Raw genomic sequence first — 21,102 nt, forward strand, 5'->3', positions numbered from 1 at the left:
ACGAAAGGATATCCGATGAAAATTACGCAAGAAGAGGTAACTCACGTTGCCAATCTTTCAAAATTAAAATTCTCAGAAGAAGAAACTGCAGAGTTTGCGACAACACTCTCAAAAATTGTTGATATGGTCGAATTGCTCAGTGAAGTCGACACTACTGGTGTCGCACCTACTACAACGATGGCTGACCGTAAAACTGTTCTCCGACCTGATGTGGCCGAAGAAGGAACAGACCGTGACCGCTTATTTAAAAATGTACCTGAAAAAGATAACTACTATATCAAGGTGCCAGCTATCCTAGATGATGGAGGAGACGCCTAATGACTTTTAACAATAAAACGATTGAAGAGTTGCACAATCTCCTTGTTTCTAAGGAAATTTCAGCAACTGAACTAACTCAGGCAACGCTTGAAGATATCAAATCTCGTGAGACAGCTATCAATGCTTTCGTCACTATTGCTGAAGATCAAGCTCTTGCTCAGGCTAAAGCCATTGATGAAACTGGTATTGATGCTGACAATGTCCTTTCAGGAATTCCGCTCGCAGTTAAGGATAACATTTCTACAGATGGTCTCTTAACAACAGCAGCTTCAAAAATGCTCTATAACTACGAACCTATCTTTGATGCCACAGCTGTTGCCAATGCAAAATCCAAGGGCATGATTGTTGTTGGGAAAACTAACATGGACGAATTTGCCATGGGTGGATCAGGTGAGACTTCTTACTACGGTGCTACCAAAAATGCTTGGGACCACAGCAAGGTTCCTGGTGGATCATCAAGTGGTTCTGCTGCAGCTGTAGCTTCTGGACAAGTCCGTTTATCACTTGGTTCCGATACTGGTGGTTCTATTCGCCAACCTGCTGCCTTTAACGGGATTGTTGGTCTCAAACCAACTTACGGAACAGTTTCACGTTTCGGTCTCATTGCCTTTGGTAGCTCATTAGACCAAATTGGTCCTTTTGCACCAACTGTTAAGGAAAATGCCCTCTTGCTCAATGCTATTGCCAGCGAAGATGCAAAAGACTCTACTTCTGCTCCAGTCCGCATTGCCGACTTTACTTCAAAAATCGGTCAAGACGTCAAGGGAATGAAAATTGCTTTGCCTAAGGAATATCTTGGTGAAGGGATTGACCCAGAGGTTAAGGAAACCATTCTGAATGCTGCTAAGCACTTTGAAAAGCTTGGTGCTATCGTTGAAGAAGTTAGCCTTCCACACTCTAAATACGGAGTTGCGGTTTACTACATCATTGCTTCATCAGAAGCATCCTCAAACTTGCAACGTTTTGATGGTATTCGTTACGGCTACCGCGCAGAGAATGCGACTAACCTTGATGAAATCTATGTAAACAGCCGCAGTCAAGGTTTCGGTGAAGAAGTTAAACGTCGTATCATGCTTGGTACTTTCAGTCTTTCATCAGGTTACTACGATGCCTACTACAAGAAGGCCGGACAAGTTCGTACCCTCATCATCCAAGATTTCGAAAAAATCTTTGCGGATTATGACTTGATTTTGGGACCAACTGCTCCTAGCGTTGCCTACGACTTGGATTCGCTCAACCATGATCCAGTTGCCATGTACTTGGCTGACCTTTTAACAATTCCTGTCAACTTGGCAGGTCTCCCAGGAATTTCAATTCCTGCAGGATTTGCTCAAGGTCTACCTATCGGGCTCCAATTGATTGGTCCTAAATACTCAGAAGAGACTATTTATCAAGCTGCTGCTGCGTTTGAAGCAACAACAGACTACCACAAACAACAACCCGTGATTTTTGGAGGTGATAACTAATGAACTTTGAAACAGTCATTGGACTTGAAGTCCACGTAGAGCTCAACACCAATTCAAAAATCTTCTCACCTACATCTGCCCACTTTGGAAATGACCAAAATGCCAACACCAACGTGATTGACTGGTCTTTTCCAGGAGTTCTGCCAGTTCTCAATAAAGGTGTTGTCGATGCCGGTATCAAGGCTGCACTCGCTCTTAACATGGACATCCATAAGAAGATGCACTTTGACCGCAAGAACTACTTCTACCCTGACAATCCTAAAGCCTACCAAATTTCTCAGTTTGATGAGCCAATTGGCTACAACGGCTGGATTGAAGTGGAGCTAGAAGACGGTACAACTAAGAAAATCGGTATCGAACGTGCTCACCTAGAAGAAGATGCAGGTAAAAACACGCATGGTACAGATGGTTACTCTTATGTTGACCTCAACCGCCAAGGGGTACCTTTGATTGAGATTGTATCTGAAGCAGACATGCGTTCACCAGAAGAAGCTTATGCTTATCTAACAGCCCTCAAGGAAGTGATCCAATATGCTGGCATTTCTGACGTTAAGATGGAAGAAGGTTCTATGCGTGTGGATGCCAACATCTCGCTTCGTCCTTATGGTCAAGAGAAATTCGGTACCAAGACAGAGTTGAAAAACCTCAATTCCTTCTCAAACGTTCGTAAGGGTCTTGAATACGAAGTGCAACGTCAAGCTGAAATCCTTCGCTCAGGTGGTCAAATCCGCCAAGAAACTCGCCGTTATGACGAAGCTAATAAAGCTACTATCCTCATGCGTGTTAAAGAAGGTGCTGCAGACTACCGCTACTTCCCAGAGCCAGACCTACCACTCTTTGAAATCTCTGATGAGTGGATCGAAGAAATGCGCACTGAGTTGCCAGAATTTCCAAAAGAGCGCCGTGCACGCTATGTCTCTCAACTCGGATTATCAGACTACGATGCTAGCCAGTTGACTGCCAATAAAGTCACTTCTGACTTCTTTGAGAAAGCAGTTTCCCTTGGTGGCGATGCTAAGCAAGTCTCTAACTGGCTCCAAGGTGAAGTCGCTCAATTCTTGAACGCCGAAGGCAAGACACTGGAACAAATCGAATTGACACCTGAAAACTTGGTGGAAATGATTGCCATTATCGAAGACGGCACTATTTCATCTAAGATTGCCAAAAAAGTCTTTGTCCACCTAGCTAAAAATGGGGGTGGCGCTCGTGAATACGTGGAAAAAGCTGGTTTAGTTCAAATCTCAGATCCAGATATTTTAATACCAATCATCCACCAAGTCTTTGCAGACAATGAGGCTGCCGTTGCCGACTTCAAGTCAGGTAAACGTAACGCTGACAAGGCCTTCACAGGCTTCCTCATGAAAGCAACCAAAGGCCAAGCCAACCCACAAGTAGCTCTTAAACTACTTGCCCAAGAATTGGCTAAGTTGAAAGAGAACGAGTAAATGTACTTTCGTTAATAGCCTTTTCTACTAAAAATAGAATAAGGAGAATAAATGAACAAATTTTTACGAGTACTATTTATTTTAGTTATTGTCGCCATGTTGGGTGCTTCTATTCTACAAATCTTTTTCCCATCATATATGGGAGAGCATTCTGGTTACGGTATTTCTGCAGGATGGCAAAGAGAAATTGGAATTTGGAATCTAGCTGTCTTAATTATTATTCTTGCCGTTAATATTAAGTACGATTGGTTTTACCTAAGAATTGCCCTTCTTGCCCTCATTATTGGTGGTATAGGAATAGGAACAAATCATTTGTTAAATTTTATTGAATATCATTCTCCTGTTAATGCGATTGGTGCTATCGAGAATTATATACTCGTATTTGGTTGGATTATAGGGTGGTTTATTGAAAATAAAACTATAAAACTCCAAAACTCTTTATAGACATAAAATTTAGCAAAAACTATTTTTCTACTCACATAGTTAGGAGACATATGAAAAAGTTATATACTCTTATCGCTACTTTCTTGCTTCTTCTCTTTGTGACACCCCTGCAATCAATCGATGCAGGTGTTGGACATTCTCGAAGTGGTAGCTCTAGTCACAGTAGCTCACGAAGCAGTAGCAGTTCTCGAAGTAGTAGTTCTAGCCGAAGTCGTTCAAATGGTAGTTCTTCTTCTAGAAGCAGCTATCGTTCTGGCGGTAGCTACTCAAGTTTAGATGGTTCTCTAGGGACAGGAATGAGCATTCTGATCATGTTTGGTGTCGGAGCTTTCTTACTCTTCATGCTCATCAAATATTTGAGTGACCAGAATTCATCATCTGGTAAATCTTACGGAAGCTCGCCTAGCTACAATGCTGAACCAACACTTCACCGTCGAGTGATAAATAACACCTTGGCTATCGATCGTGTTCGCCATGGTGATCCAAACTTTGATGCAGACACTTTCACTTCATGGGTTAAAGAAGTCTATATCCAATTACAGGCGGCCTGGACTAAAAAGGATTGGAATTTGGTGCGTTCTCTTGAAAGTGCCAGCCTCTACTCTCAACATAGTGCCCAACTGGAAGACTATATCCAATCTCAAACAACGAATATTTTGGAACGAGTTTATGTCGAGAATGTTCGAATCAAAGATTTCCACGAAAATCCAGATGGAAATGATACTCTAGTTGTTATCCTTTCATCTACTTTGAGAGACTATGTCATCGAAGACAAGACTCGTAAGGTTATTGAGGGAGACCCTCAAAAAGATCTATTTACAGTTTATCAAATGAACTTCATCCGCAAACATGGTAGTCAAACTGAAAGCTCTGTCCAAGATGAAGCCGTTAGCGACCGCTGTCCAAACTGTGGCGCTCCACTGAAAATATCAGCTATCAGCAAATGTGACTATTGCGGATCTGATATCACCCGTAGTCCAAACCAATGGGTTCTTGACACCTATGATGTTGTGGATGAAGACGAACTATATAATTAGGAGGAAATTATGGGATTTATTCGTGTTGCCAAAGAGCAAATTATGGGAGTTATTGATGTTGCCAAATCTGCAGGGATCAATAGTATTAATGATAGTAAATATAAGGAAGCCGTTGTGCTTCCAGAACACATATCATCAGATGCGTTAGCTGTTAAAGGAACTCTTCTTACAAAAGACCCTGACGGAATTTCCAGACAAGGGAATCAACATACAGGACTTTTAACAGATGGTTCTGTGGTAATTGTGCCACAAGGTTACGTTGCTATCCTTGTAAATAACGGGACTTTCCTTGGTGATGTTTTAGAAGCTGGTAGCCATGAATGGCGTTCTGGAGACAACGCTTGGCTTCTAGAAAAAGGTGGAATAAGAGGAACTTGGGAAAACTTCAAGCACCGCTTTTCATTTGCTGGTCAAGTCGTTACTCAACAAGAAATCATCTTTGTCCGTGTCCAACCGATTACGGGTAACAAATTTGGTACGCAAAACGCTGTGGAATACTTCAGTGAACGTTACCAACAATTGCTCAACATCCGTTTCTACGGTTTGTATGATATTAAAATTTCTGATCCAGTTCTTTTCTACGTTAGCTCTATCAGTCAACAAATTGACGAACATAAACCTTTTACTATTCAAGATATCGCTCAAGGTACTTTGCGTCAAAATATCTCTCCTAAAATTGCGATTGCGATTTCAAAATTCACCAATGAGTATCGAGTTGATATCTATAGCCTAAATGCTAATCAAGATGCTTTTAATGAAATCGCTAAACAAGAAGTCAATAAGGTATGGACTAGCCTTTATGGAATTGAAGCAACCAATATCCTTCTTGAAGACTTGAGCTACGACAAAGAAAGCTTGGAACTTGTTCGTAAACTTGATAGCGAACTCGTTGCTATGAAATACAATACCATCGAAATTGAAGAACGTCGTGCTCGTAACGAAGCTCTTATTGCTGCAGCTAATAATGAAGGTAACGGCAATGGTATGAATATGATTATGGGGATGAATCTAGGACAAACACTCGGTGGCCAAATCAACCAACAAGCTCAACCTATGAATCCAAATCAAAGCTATACCCCAGCACAACCTGCTGATCCAAACCAACCTTTGACTCCAAGACAAACTATAAATTCTGAACAAGTTGCTAGCCCAGCCCAAACTGTTAGTCCTGAACAGACTGCTAACTCAGTAGAATCTACCAATCCCGAAGTGACAACTCCTACGGAAGAAACTACTAGTCAAGAAGTGACAACTCCTGTAGCAGAATCTACCAATCCTGAACAAGCTACCAACTCTGAAAAAACCACTAACAAAAACTTTTACATTGAAGTCGATGGCAAGTACGTATTAGTTACTAAGGACGAAGATGGAAACATCGTTCCTGTCAACTAATCTCACTTCCCTGATATTTGAGAAATCTCACGACTTATGATACAATAAAGAGTAAATTATTTTATTAAAGAGGTAAAAACATGATTGAAGCAAGTAAATTAAAAGCTGGTATGACCTTTGAAACAGCTGACGGAAAATTGATCCGCGTTTTGGAAGCTAGCCACCACAAACCAGGTAAAGGAAACACGATCATGCGTATGAAATTGCGTGATGTCCGTACTGGTTCAACATTTGAAACAAGCTACCGTCCAGAGGAAAAATTTGAGCAAGCGATTATCGAAACTGTGCCAGCACAATACTTGTACAAAATGGATGAAACAGCTTATTTCATGAACACTGAAACATATGACCAATACGAAATTCCTGTTGTAAATGTTGAAAATGAATTGCTTTATATCCTTGAAAATTCTGAAGTTAAAATTCAATTTTACGGAACTGAAGTAATCGGTGTAACAGTACCTACAACTGTTGAATTGACAGTTGCTGAAACTCAACCATCTATTAAAGGTGCAACTGTTACCGGTTCTGGTAAACCAGCTACAATGGAAACTGGACTTGTCGTGAACGTTCCAGACTTCATCGAAGCAGGACAAAAACTCGTTATCAACACTGCAGAAGGAACTTACGTTTCTCGTGCCTAATCTCTAGAAAGAGGTCATTCTATGGGAATTGAAGAACAATTAGGCGAAATCGTTATCGCCCCACGTGTACTTGAAAAAATCATTGCAATCGCTACAGCTAAAGTTGATGGTGTCCACTCTTTTTCAAACAAATCAGTATCTGACACCCTTTCAAAACTTTCACTCGGTCGTGGCGTCTATCTAAAAGAATCTGAAGAAGAACTAATAGCTGATATCTATCTCTATCTTGAGTATGGTGTCAAGGTTCCTAAGGTTGCAATGGCTATTCAAAAAGCTGTAAAAGATGCCGTTCGTAATATGGCTGATGTTGAACTCAATGCTGTGAATATTCACGTTGCTGGTATTGCACCAGATAAAACACCAAAACCAGCATTAACAGATTTGTTTGATGAGGACTTCCTCAATGACTAGTCCATTATTAGAATCTAGACGTGAACTACGAAAATGTGCCTTCCAAGCACTGATGAGTCTTGAATATGGTTCTGATATTGAAACTGCTTGTCGCTTCGCTTATACTCATGATCGAGAAGACGACGAGGTAAAACTCCCTAGCTTCCTAATCGATCTTGTATCTGGTGTTCAAGCTCAAAAAGAGGAACTAGACAAACAAATCACTCAGCATTTAAAGTCTGGTTGGACGATTGAACGTTTAACCTTAGTTGAAAAGAATTTATTGCGTTTAGGAGTTTTCGAAATCACTTCCTTTGATACTCCTCAACTTGTAGCTGTGAATGAAGCTATTGAGCTTGCAAAAAGCTTTTCAGATCAAAAATCAGCCCGTTTCATTAACGGACTGCTCAGTCAATTTGTAACTGAAGAAAATTAAATATAAAAAGTGTTTGATAGATATCAAACACTTTTTATTTGTCTCCTCAAATGCTATCTAAAAAAACGATTATAGATTAAATTAGAAAGCAACAACCAGATGAAATCTGCATGAATGAGAAAGTTAATAAAACTATGGCACAGGATGGTGATTTTTAAATTCTTTGTCCAACGGTAGACTAAAGCAAAGAAAAGACCGAAAAAACAATAAATCATCAAACTGATGGGGTCGCGATGGGACAATACCAAATGACTGAGCCCAAAGATAAGAGCTGATAAGATGACATCCAAGTAGTATTTGGACTTAGGGAAAAAGGTATTCATAAAATATCCCCTATGAACTATCTCCTCTAATAGAGGCCCCAAAATGACAACTGAGATAAAAGAGAAGCAAGTCGTTAAAATAGTAGATTGCTCACTGAAGGATAGGACCGAAAGAAGGTCTTCAAAGATATAGTTGTTATTAATGAAGCGACTAAACTGTAAGTAAAAAGCACTTAACAACTGACGGACAAAATAAGCAGCCACTAAACTAACTAAAAGGTAAAAGAATCTGGATTTCTTCGAGCCCTTTTTTTCAAAAATATAGAGCATTCTTTTCTTTTTTAGCCAATAGATAAATAGTCCTAAAAGAGCTAGTTGCTCTACTGCTACAATAATAGAATAGCCATCCATACCCCAGACAAACATCTTAGCCAGATAAAGACTACTGAAATCTAGTAGATAAATTGATAGGAATACCAGTAATGTATAGATTCCCAAATGACCTATTTTTTTCATACTCACTCCCAAAAAGCTTTGTTGACTTATTTTTATAGCACACGTATCCCTTGTTATATTAACAGATATTTTTACAAGAGTCAATTTTTCATTCTGAAATGTATTTTATAGAATCCAAAAAGCTAGAACCATTTCTTAGTCCTAGCTTACTTTTTAGTATTTTCTAAAGCGTTGGTAACGCTCCTCAATGAGCTGCTCTAGTGGCAGTTTACCAAGTTCATCAAGTTCTGCTCGGAGTTGTTCTTTGACTTGCTTGATTAGATCTTTACTTGATAGACCTACCTCAGAGATAACCTTATCAACAATTTTCATATCTAGCAATTCGAAAGAAGTAATTTTCATCAACTCTGCAGCTTCCATGGCACGACTGCCATCCTTCCAAAGAATAGACGCAAAGCCTTCAGGACTGAGAACTGCATAGATCGAGTTTTCTAACATCCAAACACGGTCAGCTACTGCAAGAGCTAAAGCCCCTCCTGAGCCACCTTCACCGATAATAATGGCAATAATTGGCACCTTAAGATCGCTCATCTCCATGAGGTTACGGGCAATAGCTTCACCTTGGCCACGCTCTTCTGCTCCGACACCAGGATAGGCACCAGCCGTGTTGATAAAAGTTACAACAGGACGACCAAATTTTTCAGCCTGCTTCATCAAGCGAAGGGCTTTTCGATAACCTTCAGGATGAGGTTGTCCAAAGTTACGGTTAAGATTATCCTGTAAGCTTTTGCCTTTTTGAATTCCAACAACAGTTACTGCTTGGTCTCCCAACCAACCGATACCACCAATAACAGCACCATCATCTCGGAAAGAGCGATCACCATGGAGCTCTACAAAGTCATCAAATATTCCGGTTGCGAAGTCCAAGGCAGTTAAGCGGGTTTGTTCACGTGCTTCTCTGACGATTTTTGCAATATTCATAAACAATCCCCCTTATGTAACCTTACTAATCGAGCAATCATATCTGGCAATTCTCTCCGTTTAACAATCGCATCCACAAAGCCATGTTCTAACAAAAACTCTGCCTTCTGGAAATCCTCTGGCAAATCTTCCCTTACGGTATTTTCAATGACACGGCGTCCAGCAAATCCTACTAAACTTTGAGGCTCTGCCAAGATGATATCACCCTCCATAGCAAAGGAAGCTGTAACACCACCAGTTGTTGGATCAGTAAGGATTGTTAGGTAAAATAAACCTGCATTGGAATGACGTTTGACTGCTGCAGAGATTTTAGCCATCTGCATCAAACTCATGATTCCTTCTTGCATACGTGCTCCACCAGATGCTGTAAACAAGACGACTGGTAATTTTTCAGCTGTCGCGTATTCAAACAAACGAGTGATTTTTTCACCAACTACTGTTCCCATAGATGCCATGATAAAATTAGAATCCATGATTCCGAGAGCAACTTTCTCACCCTTAATCAAAGCAGTTCCTGTGACAACAGCCTCATCAAGACCTGTTTTTTCACGCATAGAGGCTAATTTTTTCTGGTAACCTGGAAATTCCAATGGATCTTGCGTCTCAATTCCTGTGAACATCTCTAGGAAGCTTCCCATATCAATGGTTAAAGCAAGGCGCTCTTGAGCTGAAATACGGAAGGTATAGCCACAGTGAGGACAAATACGTTCACTCCCCAAGTCCTTTTGGTAAATCGTATATTTGCAACCTGGACATTGGGAGAAGAGCTCATCTGGAACCTCTGGCTTGATCTGAGGTTGATTTACAGTCGAACGATTGGGATTGATTCGAATATATTTATCTTTTTTACTAAATAGAGCCATACATCCCCCTTTTCAGTCTTATACTATTTTTACATTATTCTTTTTCTTGATAGTGTGGTAAGAAAGTTTCCATCAAGAATGAAGTATCGTAGTCTCCTGCTATCACGCGACGATCTGAAATCAAATCGAGTTGGAAATCAGCATTAGTGACAACCCCTTCAATTTCGAGCTCATAAAGAGCTCGTTGCATTTTCATGAGTGCATCAAAACGATTTTCACCATGAACAATAATTTTAGCAATCATACTATCATAGTATGGCGGAATGGTATAACCAGGATAAACTGCTGAGTCCACTCGCAAGCCCACACCACCGCTTGGTAGATAAAGATTAGTGATCTTACCTGGACTCGGTGCAAAATTAAAGGCTGGGTTTTCTGCGTTGATACGGCACTCAATAGCATGTCCTTTTAGAACAATGTCTTCTTGCTTCAGAGTCAAAGGTTGACCTGACGCAATACGGATTTGTTCCTTGACAATATCCACACCAGAAACAAATTCGGTTACTGGATGTTCTACTTGGACACGAGTATTCATCTCCATAAAGTAGAATTTCCCACTTGCTTCATCTAGTAGAAATTCGATGGTCCCAGCATTTTCATAACCAACAGATTCAGCTGCACGGACTGCTGCAGCACCAATTTCATTTCGCAGTGTTTTCCCAATAGCAATCGAAGGACTTTCTTCTAAAACCTTTTGGTTATTCCGCTGAAGCGAACAGTCACGCTCACCTAGGTGAATCACATGTCCCATCTGGTCAGAAAGAATCTGTACCTCAATGTGGCGAGCAGGATAAATCACACGCTCGAGGTACATAGCCCCATTTCCAAAGTTTGCTTTGGCTTCACTAGAGGCTGTTTCAAAGGCTGATACAAGGTCTTCTGCCTTTTCAACCTTACGAATTCCTTTACCACCACCTCCAGCTGAAGCTTTCAGCATAACTGGATAACCAATTTTTTCGGCAATAGCCAGAGCCTCTTCTGCAGTATGGACTTCTCCATCTGATCCTGGAATGACAGGCACATTAGCCTTAATCATTTGAGCACGGGCATTAATTTTATCTCCCATGACATCCATTACTCGAGCTGATGGCCCGATAAATTTGATACCGACTTCTTCACACATAGTTGCAAATTTGGAATTTTCACTTAAAAAACCAAATCCAGGGTGAATAGCTTCAGCTTCAGTCAAGACTGCAGCTGATAGGATGGCATTGATGTTCAGATAAGATTCTGTAGCCTTCCCAGGGCCGATACAGATAGCCTCATCAGCCAAAAGCGTGTGGAGAGCTTCCTTGTCAGCAGTCGAATAGACAGCAACTGTAGCAATTCCTAACTCTCGTGCCGCACGAATAATACGAACAGCAATTTCACCACGATTGGCAATTAAAATCTTACGAAACATGGAAAACCTCCCTAGTTTCCAATAGCAAAGGTCAGAGTACCGCTTGCTGCAAGCTTACCATCTACTTCTGCCTTCGCTTCTACTACGGCGATTGTGCCACGACGTTTGACAAAAGTTGCTGTCAAGACAAGCTGATCACCAGGAACAACTTGTTTCTTAAACTTAACCTTATCCATGCCAGCATAGAAGACGAGTTTCCCTTTGTTTTCAGGTTTAGACAATTCCAAAACACCTGCTGTCTGAGCCAAGGCTTCCATAATGAGTACTCCAGGCATAACTGGGTATTGTGGAAAATGACCATTGAAGAAAGGTTCGTTAATCGTTACATTTTTAATAGCAACAATGGTGTCTTCACTAACTTCTATGACACGATCTACTAAGAGCATGGGATAACGGTGTGGCAAAGCTTCTTTAATTCCTTGAATATCAATCATTTGATACGTACCAAGCCTTTCCCAAACTCAACCATTTCTTCATTTTCAACAAGAACTTCTGTTACAACACCGTCTTTAGGTGCTGGAATTTCGTTCATAACCTTCATAGCTTCAATGATGACCAAGGTTTGGCCTTTTTTAACAGTATCACCAACTGAAACAAAATTAGGTTTGTCTGGTCCGGCAGCCAAGTAAGCAACTCCGACAAGTGGACTTTCTACAAGGTCCCCCTCAGCTACAAATTCACTAGCACTTGATTCTGAAACTGCTTCTACAGCTGGTGTAGTTGGAGCTTGTGGTGCAACTGTAGGTACAGTTGCTGGAACTACAGGTTGAGGTGCTGGACTTGTTTCTGCCACAAGTTTCGCTTCATTCTTACTGAAGATCAACTCGTCCGTTCCATTTTTATAAGAAAATTCTTTCAAGCTCGACTGGTCAAATTGTGCCATCAAGTCTTTGATTTCATTTAAATTCATTTTTACTTATTCTCCCAACGTTTGAAAGCAAGAACTGCATTATGCCCACCAAATCCAAAAGTATTTGAGATAGCATAAGGAATTTCATGTTCCAAGCCTTGTCCATAAATAACGTTTGCTTCAATGTAGTCTGACAATTCTGTTGTTCCAGCTGTCATCGGTACATAGTTGTTACGGATTGCTTCAATTGTTGCAATAGCCTCAACTGCACCTGCTGCACCGAGTAAGTGGCCTGTAAATGACTTGGTTGAAGATACAGGTACTTCCTTACCAAGAACCGCTACGATAGCACCACTTTCTCCCTTTTCATTGGCAGGAGTTGATGTACCGTGAGCATTGACATAAGCTACTTGGTCTGGTGTAATTTCAGCTTCCTCCAAGGCAAGTTTGATAGCTTTAATAGCACCTTGGCCTTCTGGATGTGGTGAAGTCATATGGTAGGCATCACAAGTATTCCCGTAACCGACAACTTCAGCTAGGATAGTTGCTCCGCGTTTTTCAGCATGTTCTAAGCTCTCAAGAACCAACATCCCTGAACCTTCGCCCATAACAAATCCATTACGATCTTTGTCAAATGGAATAGAAGCACGAGTTGGATCTTCTGTTGTTGAAAGAGCTGTTAAGGCTTGGAAACCGGCAATCGCAAATGGTGTAATAGATGATTCTGAACCACCAACCAACATGATATCTTGGAAACCAAATTTGATAGAACGGAAGGCATCTCCGATAGCATCATTTGATGAAGCACAAGCTGTGTTGATAGATTTACAGATACCATTGGCACCGAAACGCATAGCAACATTTCCTGCAGCCATATTTGGCAAAGCTTTTGGAAGTGTTAATGGTTTAACACGTTTAGGCCCTTTTTCGTGAAGTCGAAGCACTTGGTCTTCGATTTCTCTGATTCCACCGATACCTGATGCAACGATGACACCAAAGCGGTCTTTATCAAGCGCTTCTACATCAAGGTTAGCATGGTCAACTGCTTCTTGAGCAGCATACAAGGCATACAAAGAATAGTCATCGAAACGATTGGTATCTTTTTTTACAAAATATTTGTCAAAAGGAAAATCATTAATCTCAGCTGCATTATGGACGTCAAAAGCACTGTGATCAAACTTGGTGATTTCACCAATCCCAATCTTTCCATTCTTTAAACTGTTCCAAAATTCTTCTGGCGTATTCCCAATTGGAGATGTTAATCCATAACCTGTTACTACTACACGATTTAGTTTCATTTTCATACCTCTATTTTAACTCTTATTGCATGGTAAGTCCACCATCAATTGCAATGACTTGTCCCGTTAGATAATCTTGGCTTGCAAGAAAGGCTGTCACCTCTGCGACCTGCTCAGCTTGGCCAAATTGTTTCATCGGAATTTGTGCCAACATGGCATCTTTTACCTTATCAGATAGGACCGCAGTCATATCAGATTCGATCATTCCTGGTGCAATGGCATTGACACGCACATTACGATTGGCCACCTCACGTGCTACTGATTTGGTAAATCCAATCAAACCAGCCTTAGATGCAGCGTAGTTTGCTTGACCGATATTTCCCATCAAACCAACGACACTAGACATATTGATAATGGCCCCTTCACGTGCTTTTATCATCTGCTTCAAGACTGCTTGCGTCATGTTGAAGGCTCCCGTTAGGTTGACCTTCAAGACCTTCTCAAAATCTTCTTCTGTCATCTTCAGCATGAGGGTGTCTTGAGTAATCCCAGCATTATTCACTAGGACATCAACTGAGCCTAATTCTTCAATCGCTTGATCCACCATGCGTTTAGCATCTGTGAAGTCTGAAACATCACCAGAAATAGCAAGGACCTTGACCCCGTATGGTTTAAACTCGTTTAGAAGCTCCTCGGAGATTTCACCACGACTATTCAAGACAACGTTAGCTCCCAAGCTAGCAAATTTGTGAGCAATGGCAAGACCAATTCCTCGACTTGAGCCTGTAATAAAGACATTTTTCTGTTCTAGTTTCATTTTTCTCCTTTCAGAACTTCTACTATTTTGGTCTATTTTCTAAGAGTGCTTGTAAACTTGCTTGATCTTCAACATTTGCAAGTTGAGCCGTTTTATCAATCTTTTTGACGAATCCTGACAAGACTTTTCCAGGGCCAATCTCGATAAAACGAGTGACTCCCGCTTCTTGCATGACTGCAATGCTCTCATAAAAACGAACAGGTTCCTTAACTTGACGAGTCAAGAGTTCTGCAATTCGTTCTTTTTCCATGACCTTTGCTTCTGTATTACCAACAAGTGGACAAGCAAAGTCATTAAACTCAACATCTTCTAGGACTTGAGCTAATTTTTGACTAGCAGGTTCCAATAAAGCTGTATGGAAAGGTCCAGAAACATTTAGCGGAATTAAGCGTTTTGCTCCTGCTTCTTGCAAGAGTTCAACTGCACGATCCACAGCAACCACCTCACCACCAATAACAATTTGGCTTGGGGTATTATAGTTAGCTGGAGTTACAACGCCAAGTTGAGAAGCTTCTTGACAAGTTTGTTCAATAACTTCAACTGGAGTATTGAGTACGGCTACCATTTTACCAGACCCAGCAGGTGCCGCTTCTTCCATATAAGCACCACGTTTAGCAACTAGAGCCACCGCATCTTTAAAATCCAAGGCGCCACTAGCTACAAGGGCAGAATATTCACCAAGAGACAGGCCTGCCACTATATCTGGTTGGTAACCTTTCTCCTTTAGTAATCGGTAAATGGCAACGGATGTAGCCAAAATAGCTGGTTGTGTGTAACGAGTCTGATTTAGCTTCGTTTCATCGTTATCAATCAAGTCACGAAGATCATAACCTAAGACTTGGCTAGCTTGGTCGATTGTTTCTTTGACGATAGCATATTGGTCGTATAGTTCACGTCCCATTCCAAGGTACTGGGCTCCTTGACCTGCAAATAGAAAGGCTGTTTTAGTCATTTCTTGTAACTCCTGCCCAACGAGCGGCTTCTTTTTGAATTTTCTCAGCTGCACCATAGTAGATATCTTTTAAGATTTCTTCAACTGTTTCTTCTTTAGATACCAAACCTGCAATCTGGCCGGCCATTACTGAACCGCCATCTACATCACCATGGACAACAGCCTTGGCCAAAGCTCCTGCACCCATTTGTTCAAAGATTTCTAAGTCTGGATTTTCTTGTTTAAAGGCATCTTTTTCAGCTTGCTCGAAATCACGAGTCAATTGATTTTTGATGGCACGAACTGCGTGACCAAAATGTTGTGCTGAAATAGTTGTATCAATATCACGAGCCTTTAAAATCTTAGCTTTGTAGTTTGGATGAGCATTTGATTCTTTAGCAACTACAAAACGAGTTCCTACTTGCACAGCTTCCGCACCAAGCATAAATCCAGCAGCAGCTCCCTCACCGTCTGCAATACCACCTGCAGCGATAACAGGAATTGAAACAGCCGCCGCAACTTGACGAACCAAGGTCATGGTTGTTAATTTACCAATGTGTCCACCGGCTTCCATACCTTCACAAATAACAGCATCTGCACCGATTTTTTCCATACGTTTAGCCAAAGCTACGCTAGGAACTACAGGAATAACGGTGATTCCTGCTTCATGAAATCGCTCCATATATTTACTTGGGTTTCCTGCACCAGTTGTGACTACCTTAACTCCTTCTTCAATCACAAGGTCAACAATATCATCAACAAATGGAGACAAGAGCATGATATTGACACCAAAAGGCTTGTCTGTTAAAGATTTAATCTTATCGATGTTGGCTTTAACAACTTCTTTAGGTGCGTTTCCTCCACCAATGATACCGAGACCACCAGCTTTTGAAACAGCTCCAGCCAAATCGCCATCTGCTACCCAGGCCATTCCACCTTGGAAGATAGGATATTTAATATTTAATAGTTCAGTGATACGTGTTTTCATATTGCCTCCATAAGTCTTGCTTACGTAATAGTTCGACTTTATTATAATTTGACTGTCAAACTATTACCTAAACAAGAGGGAGCGGGTCTCCCCTACTCCTTCTTTATTTATTCTAATTATTTAGTTTGCTCTTCAACGTAAGCAACCAAGTCGCCAACTGTTTTCAAGTTGTCTTCAGCTTCGATTTGGATATCAAAAGCGTCTTCGATTTCTGAGATTACTTGGAACAAGTCCAATGAATCTGCGTCCAAATCATCAAAAGTAGATTCAAGTGTTACTTCTGATGCATCTTTTCCAAGTTCTTCAACGATAATTTCTTGTACTTTTTCAAATACTGCCATGATAGACTCCTTTAAAATAAATAGTTTTTTATAACAATGTGATCACCACATGATTACCTAAATTGTAACAATAAGTGTGCCCCATGTCAAACCTCCACCGAAACCTGACAAGAGAATTTTTTGGCTACCATCCAAATGGATGAGCCCTTCTTCTACACACTCAGAAAGTAAAATCGGGATACTTGCCGCACTAGTATTTCCATACTTCATCATATTAGCAGGAAGCTTGTCACGATCGACACCGATTTTTCTAGCCATCTTATCTAAAATTCGAATATTAGCTTGATGAAGCAAGAGATAATCGAGTTCATCTACTGATATTGGACTTTTTTCGATGGTCTGTTTAATAGATTTAGCCACGTCTCGAATTGCAAAGTCAAAAACTGCTCTCCCATCCATTTTCAAGAAAACATCTGGTTCTTCTTGAATCGAAAATGGTGAAATCAATCCTGTCTGTCCATAAGTGAGACACTCACCACGAGAACCATCGCTATTGAGACTTTCAGCTAAGAAATGTTTTTGGTCACTTGCCTCAAGTAGTACACCACCAGCTCCATCTCCAAACAAGACAGCTGTTGAGCGGTCAGACCAATCCAAAGATTTTGACATGGTCTCACTACCGATAACCAGACCCTTACGATATGTTCCTGAAGAAATGAACTTTTCTGCAGTCGATAGGGCGAAAACAAATCCACTACAAGCAGCTGTTAAATCATAGGCAAAAGCCTTATGAGCGCCAATCCTTGCCTGAACACGAGCTGCCGTTGAGGGCATCATCGAGTTAGGTGTCATAGTCGCTATAATGATGAAATCTAGCTCTTCAGCAGAAATCCCTGCCTTCTCTAGAAGTTGTTTTGCAACCTCTGTAGCCAAATCTCCTGTTGATTCTGTCTTGGAAATATGGCGTTCTTTAATCCCTGTCCGACTTGAAATCCATTCATCACTCGTATCCATGACCTGAGCTAAGTCTTCGTTAGTGATAATCTGCTCTGGAGCATAATGAGCGACCTGGCTTATTTTTGCAAAAGCCATTACTTCAAATCCTCCAAAAAGTGATAAAGATTAGTTAACCCTTTACCCATAACACTCATTTCTTCAGGACTCATGCCCTCGATAATTCTTTCGACCATGGCCTTATGGAAACGTTTATGGAGACGATGTACGAGGCGACCTTTCTTTGTCAAATGCAGATGCACTACACGACGATCTTTATCTGAACGGATACGTTCGATGTATCCTTTTCGTTCCAAATTGTTTAAACTCGTTGTCACAGTCCCTAGAGTTACCATCAACTCTTTGGACACTTGACTTGGAGTCACTTCTGGATACTTACCGATAACATCAATCGTGTGCATTTCTTTGATAGAGATGTCTTTGAAACGACTACCTCGCAAACTTACTTCCTCGATCACTAGGACGTTGTTAAAAATTGATGTTAAATAGTCATTGACTTGTTGGTAGTCCATTTCTCTTCCCTCCTTTATCAAAAAAAGTTTAATAATCAAAACATTTGACAAAAAAAGTATATCAAACTTCAAAGAATAGTGCAAGTATTTTTTATTTCCCGACAAATTTTGGACGTCTTCTCTCAGAATGTGCACGAACACCTTCTTTAAAATCTTCCGTATAGGATAGTGATTTTTGTAGTTCCAATTCAAGTTGAGCATATTCATGCCACTGCTTGAATTCACTTTCCCAAACAAGTTTCTTAATCGCAGCATATGAATTTGAAGAGCCACGTCTCAACTTCTTCAACAATTGTTCTCTTGTTTTTTCTAATTGTTCACTAGTACATAGACGATATAGAGCTCCTGCCTCCATTGCCTTTTCAGCGGTGAAAGCTTCTCCAGTCATAGCTAATTGAGTTGCTCTAGTTGCACCGAGCGATCTTGTCAGCAAGAATAAGCCACCCGCGTCAGGAGCCAATCCTACACCTACAAAAGCCTGGATAAATTTAGACTTGTCAGATGCGATACAGAAATCAACTGCCAAGGCCATATTGGCTGCAGCTCCAGCAACTGCTCCATCCACCTCCATGATAACAGGCTTAGGAATCTGTTTAATCTTATAAGAAATAGTATTGACCAATTCAGCAATTCGAGTTAAGGAAGCAATATCATCCTCATCGACAGCACGTTTCATTTCAACTAAATCACCACCGACAGAAAACACCTTACCAGCAGCATTGATGAGAATAAATGAAACAGAATCGTCTTTTTCAGCTAATTCCAGTGCTTCTAAAATTTCTTCACACATAGGAATATGGAAACCATTTGCCACCTCGGGACGATTTAAAGTAATCACCGCTAAATCGTCTTGAATTTGAAAGATAATATGATTCATAGCCACTCCTTTAATTTAAAAAGCTGATTAAATTATTTTATCTTCAAAGTATATCTTTTTCTTTTTATTTATACAAGCAAAAATTGTATAAAAGTGTATCAGCCGATTTTTAAAGAGTCTTTTCTATACTAAAAATAACTAAGTTAAGCTAATCATGTCGAGATTTCTAATAAGATGTAGCCTTTCCTATTGCAGATTGAAAAAAGCCCCTCTTTCTGCTATAATCGTATAAAATACTTACTTTAGGAGTTTTTATGAAGGTTGTAAAATTTGGAGGAAGTTCACTCGCCTCTGCAAGCCAATTGAAAAAGGTTTTAAACATTGTAAAAAGTGACCCTGAACGTCGTTTTGTAGTTGTATCTGCACCAGGAAAGCGTGATGCTAAAGATACCAAGGTTACAGATGCTTTGATTAAATATTATCGTGATTATGTAGCAGGAAATGATATCAGTGCTAGTCAAAATTGGATTATCGATCGTTACGCTACAATGGTTAGCGAACTAGGGCTTAAACCAGCTGTTTTAGAACGAATCTCTAAAAGCATCCGAACTCTCGCTACCCTTCCAATTGAAAACAATGAATTTCTTTACGATACCTTCCTTGCTGCAGGGGAAAATAACAACGCTAAACTCATTGCAGCTTACTTTAACCAAAATGGATTAGAAGCTCGCTATGTTCATCCGCGAGAAGCTGGTATTGTTGTAACAAGCGAACCTGGAAATGCTCGTATCATTCCTTCAAGTTATGATAAAATCGAAGAGCTCAATAATGGAACGGAAGTTCTGGTTATTCCGGGATTCTTCGGTGTGACCAAAGAGAATCAAATCTGTACCTTCTCTCGTGGTGGATCAGATATTACTGGTTCAATTATCGCAGCTGGAGTTAAAGCTGACCTTTATGAAAACTTTACTGATGTTGACGGAATTTTTGCTGCACACCCTGGTATCATTCACAAGCCACACTCAATCCCTGAATTGACTTACCGTGAAATGCGAGAATTGGCCTATGCAGGTTTCTCTGTACTACATGACGAAGCACTCCTTCCAGCCTACCGCGGAAAAATCCCTCTTGTTATCAAAAATACCAATAATCCTGACCATCCAGGTACTCGCATCGTTCTGAAACACAGCAGTGATGAATTCCCAGTAGTGGGGATTGCTGGTGATTCTGGTTTTGTCAGCATCAATATGTCTAAGTACCTCATGAACCGCGAAGTTGGTTTTGGTCGTAAAGTACTTCAAATTCTAGAAGACCTGAATATTGGTTGGGAACATATGCCAACTGGTATCGATGACCTATCTATCATCCTTCGTGAGCGCGAGCTTACACCAATCAAAGAGGAAGAAATCCTCCGTCAACTTGTTCAAAAAGCTGAAGTCGACCACGCTGAAATCGAACATGACCTGTCTATCATCATGATTGTTGGCGAAAAAATGAAGCGCCATATCGGTGTAACTGCTACAGCCACTCGTGCCTTATCTGAAAACAATATCAACATTCAAATGATGTCACAAGGTTCTAGTGAAGTTTCTATCATGTTCGTTGTTCACAAAGACCAAGAAAAAGCGGCTCTTAAGGCTCTCTACCAAGCATTTTTCGGTGAAAGTAAGGAAGACTAAACATGGCACAATCTCTCAATAAAGTCGTTGACTTACAAACTACTGGAACTTCTTACCTATCTATACAAGGAAAAGTTGGAAAATTTCTGGTAGGAGACCAAGCCTTGGAGTTTTACTCGGATCGCAATATTGAGGATTATATTCAAATCCCATGGTCTAGCGTTAATCAAATCGGAGCCAATGTTTCAGGCCGTAAGGTTAGTCGTCATTTTGAAGTTTTTACAGACCAAGGAAAATTCCTCTTTGCCTCAAAAGACTCCGGAAAAATTCTTAAAATTGCTCGGGAAAAAATCGGAAATGAAAAGGTTGTGAAGCTTCCAACCTTACTCCAAATCATCGGTCGTAAAATCAAAAATCTATTTGCAAAAAAATAGAAAGTTTAGTATAATCATAGAAACGGATAAGTAGGTTATCCTCTTCTTCCAGAAAGTCTGCGGGTGC

The 21,102-nt window shown here is 40.5% G+C and carries 25 protein-coding genes; 11 read left to right on the top strand and 14 right to left on the bottom strand.

From position 1 onward, the window contains the following. Positions 1 to 15 precede the first annotated feature (15 nt). The 9 genes from gatC to nusB all read left to right on the top strand — a co-directional run bounded on the left by gatC (position 16) and on the right by nusB (position 7,569). On the top strand, positions 16 to 318 hold the full coding sequence (gene gatC / locus QM382_RS04935) for an Asp-tRNA(Asn)/Glu-tRNA(Gln) amidotransferase subunit GatC (RefSeq protein ID WP_006147946.1): 303 nt from the start codon (positions 16 to 18) through the stop codon (positions 316 to 318). Then, entirely contained in the window at positions 318 to 1,784 is a 1,467-nt protein-coding gene (gatA, locus tag QM382_RS04940) for an Asp-tRNA(Asn)/Glu-tRNA(Gln) amidotransferase subunit GatA (protein WP_414272651.1), read from the top strand. The genes gatC and gatA overlap by 1 nt, the downstream gene beginning before the upstream one ends. Further along, positions 1,784 to 3,229 carry an Asp-tRNA(Asn)/Glu-tRNA(Gln) amidotransferase subunit GatB gene (gene gatB, locus QM382_RS04945; protein WP_225750686.1) on the top strand — a complete coding sequence of 482 codons (1,446 nt, stop codon included), beginning with the start codon at positions 1,784 to 1,786 and terminating at the stop codon, positions 3,227 to 3,229. The genes gatA and gatB overlap by 1 nt, the downstream gene beginning before the upstream one ends. Before the next feature lie 51 nt (positions 3,230 to 3,280). Next, entirely contained in the window at positions 3,281 to 3,673 is a 393-nt protein-coding gene (locus tag QM382_RS04950) for a hypothetical protein (protein ID WP_303404170.1), read from the top strand. A 50-nt stretch (positions 3,674 to 3,723) separates the two neighbouring features. Further along, entirely contained in the window at positions 3,724 to 4,710 is a 987-nt protein-coding gene (locus QM382_RS04955; RefSeq protein WP_414272652.1) for a zinc-ribbon domain-containing transport protein, read from the top strand. A 9-nt stretch (positions 4,711 to 4,719) separates the two neighbouring features. Further along, a complete protein-coding gene (locus QM382_RS04960; RefSeq protein ID WP_414272653.1) occupies positions 4,720 to 6,102 on the top strand; it encodes an SPFH domain-containing protein in 1,383 nt (460 codons plus the stop codon). Between the two features lie 80 nt (positions 6,103 to 6,182). Further along, the gene (efp, locus tag QM382_RS04965; RefSeq protein WP_006150235.1) at positions 6,183 to 6,743 is read left to right on the top strand and encodes an elongation factor P; all 561 of its coding nucleotides are present in this window, start codon (positions 6,183 to 6,185) and stop codon (positions 6,741 to 6,743) included. A gap of 21 nt (positions 6,744 to 6,764) precedes the next feature. After that, on the top strand, positions 6,765 to 7,154 hold the full coding sequence (locus QM382_RS04970; protein ID WP_036756919.1) for an Asp23/Gls24 family envelope stress response protein: 390 nt from the start codon (positions 6,765 to 6,767) through the stop codon (positions 7,152 to 7,154). Next, complete coding sequence (nusB, locus tag QM382_RS04975; protein ID WP_004251901.1) at positions 7,147 to 7,569, top strand: transcription antitermination factor NusB; 423 nt, start codon at positions 7,147 to 7,149, stop codon at positions 7,567 to 7,569. The genes QM382_RS04970 and nusB overlap by 8 nt, the downstream gene beginning before the upstream one ends. A gap of 53 nt (positions 7,570 to 7,622) precedes the next feature. Here nusB and QM382_RS04980 read toward each other — a convergent pair whose 3' ends face one another. The 14 genes from QM382_RS04980 to QM382_RS05045 all read right to left on the bottom strand — a co-directional run bounded on the left by QM382_RS04980 (position 7,623) and on the right by QM382_RS05045 (position 19,042). After that, the gene (locus QM382_RS04980; protein WP_414272654.1) at positions 7,623 to 8,348 is read right to left on the bottom strand and encodes a lysostaphin resistance A-like protein; all 726 of its coding nucleotides are present in this window, start codon (positions 8,346 to 8,348) and stop codon (positions 7,623 to 7,625) included. Positions 8,349 to 8,501: 153 nt separating this feature from the next. Beyond that, positions 8,502 to 9,269 (bottom strand): acetyl-CoA carboxylase carboxyl transferase subunit alpha, encoded by a 768-nt coding sequence (locus tag QM382_RS04985; protein ID WP_004251895.1) that lies wholly within the window; start codon positions 9,267 to 9,269, stop codon positions 8,502 to 8,504. After that, positions 9,266 to 10,132 (bottom strand): acetyl-CoA carboxylase, carboxyltransferase subunit beta, encoded by an 867-nt coding sequence (gene accD / locus QM382_RS04990; RefSeq protein ID WP_049527076.1) that lies wholly within the window; start codon positions 10,130 to 10,132, stop codon positions 9,266 to 9,268. The genes QM382_RS04985 and accD overlap by 4 nt, the downstream gene beginning before the upstream one ends. A gap of 34 nt (positions 10,133 to 10,166) precedes the next feature. Next, a complete protein-coding gene (gene accC / locus QM382_RS04995; RefSeq protein ID WP_414272655.1) occupies positions 10,167 to 11,534 on the bottom strand; it encodes an acetyl-CoA carboxylase biotin carboxylase subunit in 1,368 nt (455 codons plus the stop codon). 11 nt (positions 11,535 to 11,545) lie between these two features. Beyond that, entirely contained in the window at positions 11,546 to 11,968 is a 423-nt protein-coding gene (gene fabZ / locus QM382_RS05000; protein WP_247921868.1) for a 3-hydroxyacyl-ACP dehydratase FabZ, read from the bottom strand. Continuing rightward, on the bottom strand, positions 11,965 to 12,444 hold the full coding sequence (accB, locus tag QM382_RS05005; RefSeq protein WP_414272656.1) for an acetyl-CoA carboxylase biotin carboxyl carrier protein: 480 nt from the start codon (positions 12,442 to 12,444) through the stop codon (positions 11,965 to 11,967). The genes fabZ and accB overlap by 4 nt, the downstream gene beginning before the upstream one ends. A 2-nt stretch (positions 12,445 to 12,446) precedes the next feature. After that, a complete protein-coding gene (gene fabF, locus QM382_RS05010; protein ID WP_320693772.1) occupies positions 12,447 to 13,682 on the bottom strand; it encodes a beta-ketoacyl-ACP synthase II in 1,236 nt (411 codons plus the stop codon). A 22-nt stretch (positions 13,683 to 13,704) separates the two neighbouring features. Continuing rightward, the gene (gene fabG, locus QM382_RS05015) at positions 13,705 to 14,439 is read right to left on the bottom strand and encodes a 3-oxoacyl-[acyl-carrier-protein] reductase (RefSeq protein ID WP_281137718.1); all 735 of its coding nucleotides are present in this window, start codon (positions 14,437 to 14,439) and stop codon (positions 13,705 to 13,707) included. A gap of 22 nt (positions 14,440 to 14,461) precedes the next feature. Then, positions 14,462 to 15,391 carry an ACP S-malonyltransferase gene (fabD, locus tag QM382_RS05020; protein ID WP_414272657.1) on the bottom strand — a complete coding sequence of 310 codons (930 nt, stop codon included), beginning with the start codon at positions 15,389 to 15,391 and terminating at the stop codon, positions 14,462 to 14,464. Next, complete coding sequence (gene fabK / locus QM382_RS05025) at positions 15,384 to 16,358, bottom strand: enoyl-[acyl-carrier-protein] reductase FabK (RefSeq protein ID WP_004251880.1); 975 nt, start codon at positions 16,356 to 16,358, stop codon at positions 15,384 to 15,386. The genes fabD and fabK overlap by 8 nt, the downstream gene beginning before the upstream one ends. A gap of 116 nt (positions 16,359 to 16,474) precedes the next feature. Further along, positions 16,475 to 16,699: an acyl carrier protein gene (locus QM382_RS05030; RefSeq protein ID WP_000257840.1), complete on the bottom strand. Its 225-nt coding sequence runs from the start codon at positions 16,697 to 16,699 to the stop codon at positions 16,475 to 16,477. Between the two features lie 57 nt (positions 16,700 to 16,756). Further along, entirely contained in the window at positions 16,757 to 17,731 is a 975-nt protein-coding gene (locus QM382_RS05035) for a beta-ketoacyl-ACP synthase III (protein WP_414272658.1), read from the bottom strand. Beyond that, positions 17,731 to 18,165, bottom strand: a complete 435-nt coding sequence (locus QM382_RS05040; protein WP_070677052.1) for a MarR family winged helix-turn-helix transcriptional regulator — start codon at positions 18,163 to 18,165, stop codon at positions 17,731 to 17,733. Before QM382_RS05040 ends, QM382_RS05035 begins: the two co-directional genes overlap by 1 nt. A gap of 91 nt (positions 18,166 to 18,256) precedes the next feature. Then, complete coding sequence (locus tag QM382_RS05045) at positions 18,257 to 19,042, bottom strand: enoyl-CoA hydratase (RefSeq protein WP_006147933.1); 786 nt, start codon at positions 19,040 to 19,042, stop codon at positions 18,257 to 18,259. Positions 19,043 to 19,296: 254 nt separating this feature from the next. On the opposite strand from QM382_RS05045, the gene QM382_RS05050 reads away from it, so the two are divergent. Next, complete coding sequence (locus QM382_RS05050) at positions 19,297 to 20,661, top strand: aspartate kinase (RefSeq protein WP_414272659.1); 1,365 nt, start codon at positions 19,297 to 19,299, stop codon at positions 20,659 to 20,661. A 2-nt stretch (positions 20,662 to 20,663) separates the two neighbouring features. Beyond that, a complete protein-coding gene (locus tag QM382_RS05055) occupies positions 20,664 to 21,035 on the top strand; it encodes a DUF956 family protein (protein WP_004251868.1) in 372 nt (123 codons plus the stop codon). Positions 21,036 to 21,102 lie beyond the last annotated feature (67 nt).

The sequence above is a fragment of the Streptococcus infantis genome (assembly GCF_047465185.1).
Taxonomy (GTDB): domain Bacteria; phylum Bacillota; class Bacilli; order Lactobacillales; family Streptococcaceae; genus Streptococcus; species Streptococcus infantis_O.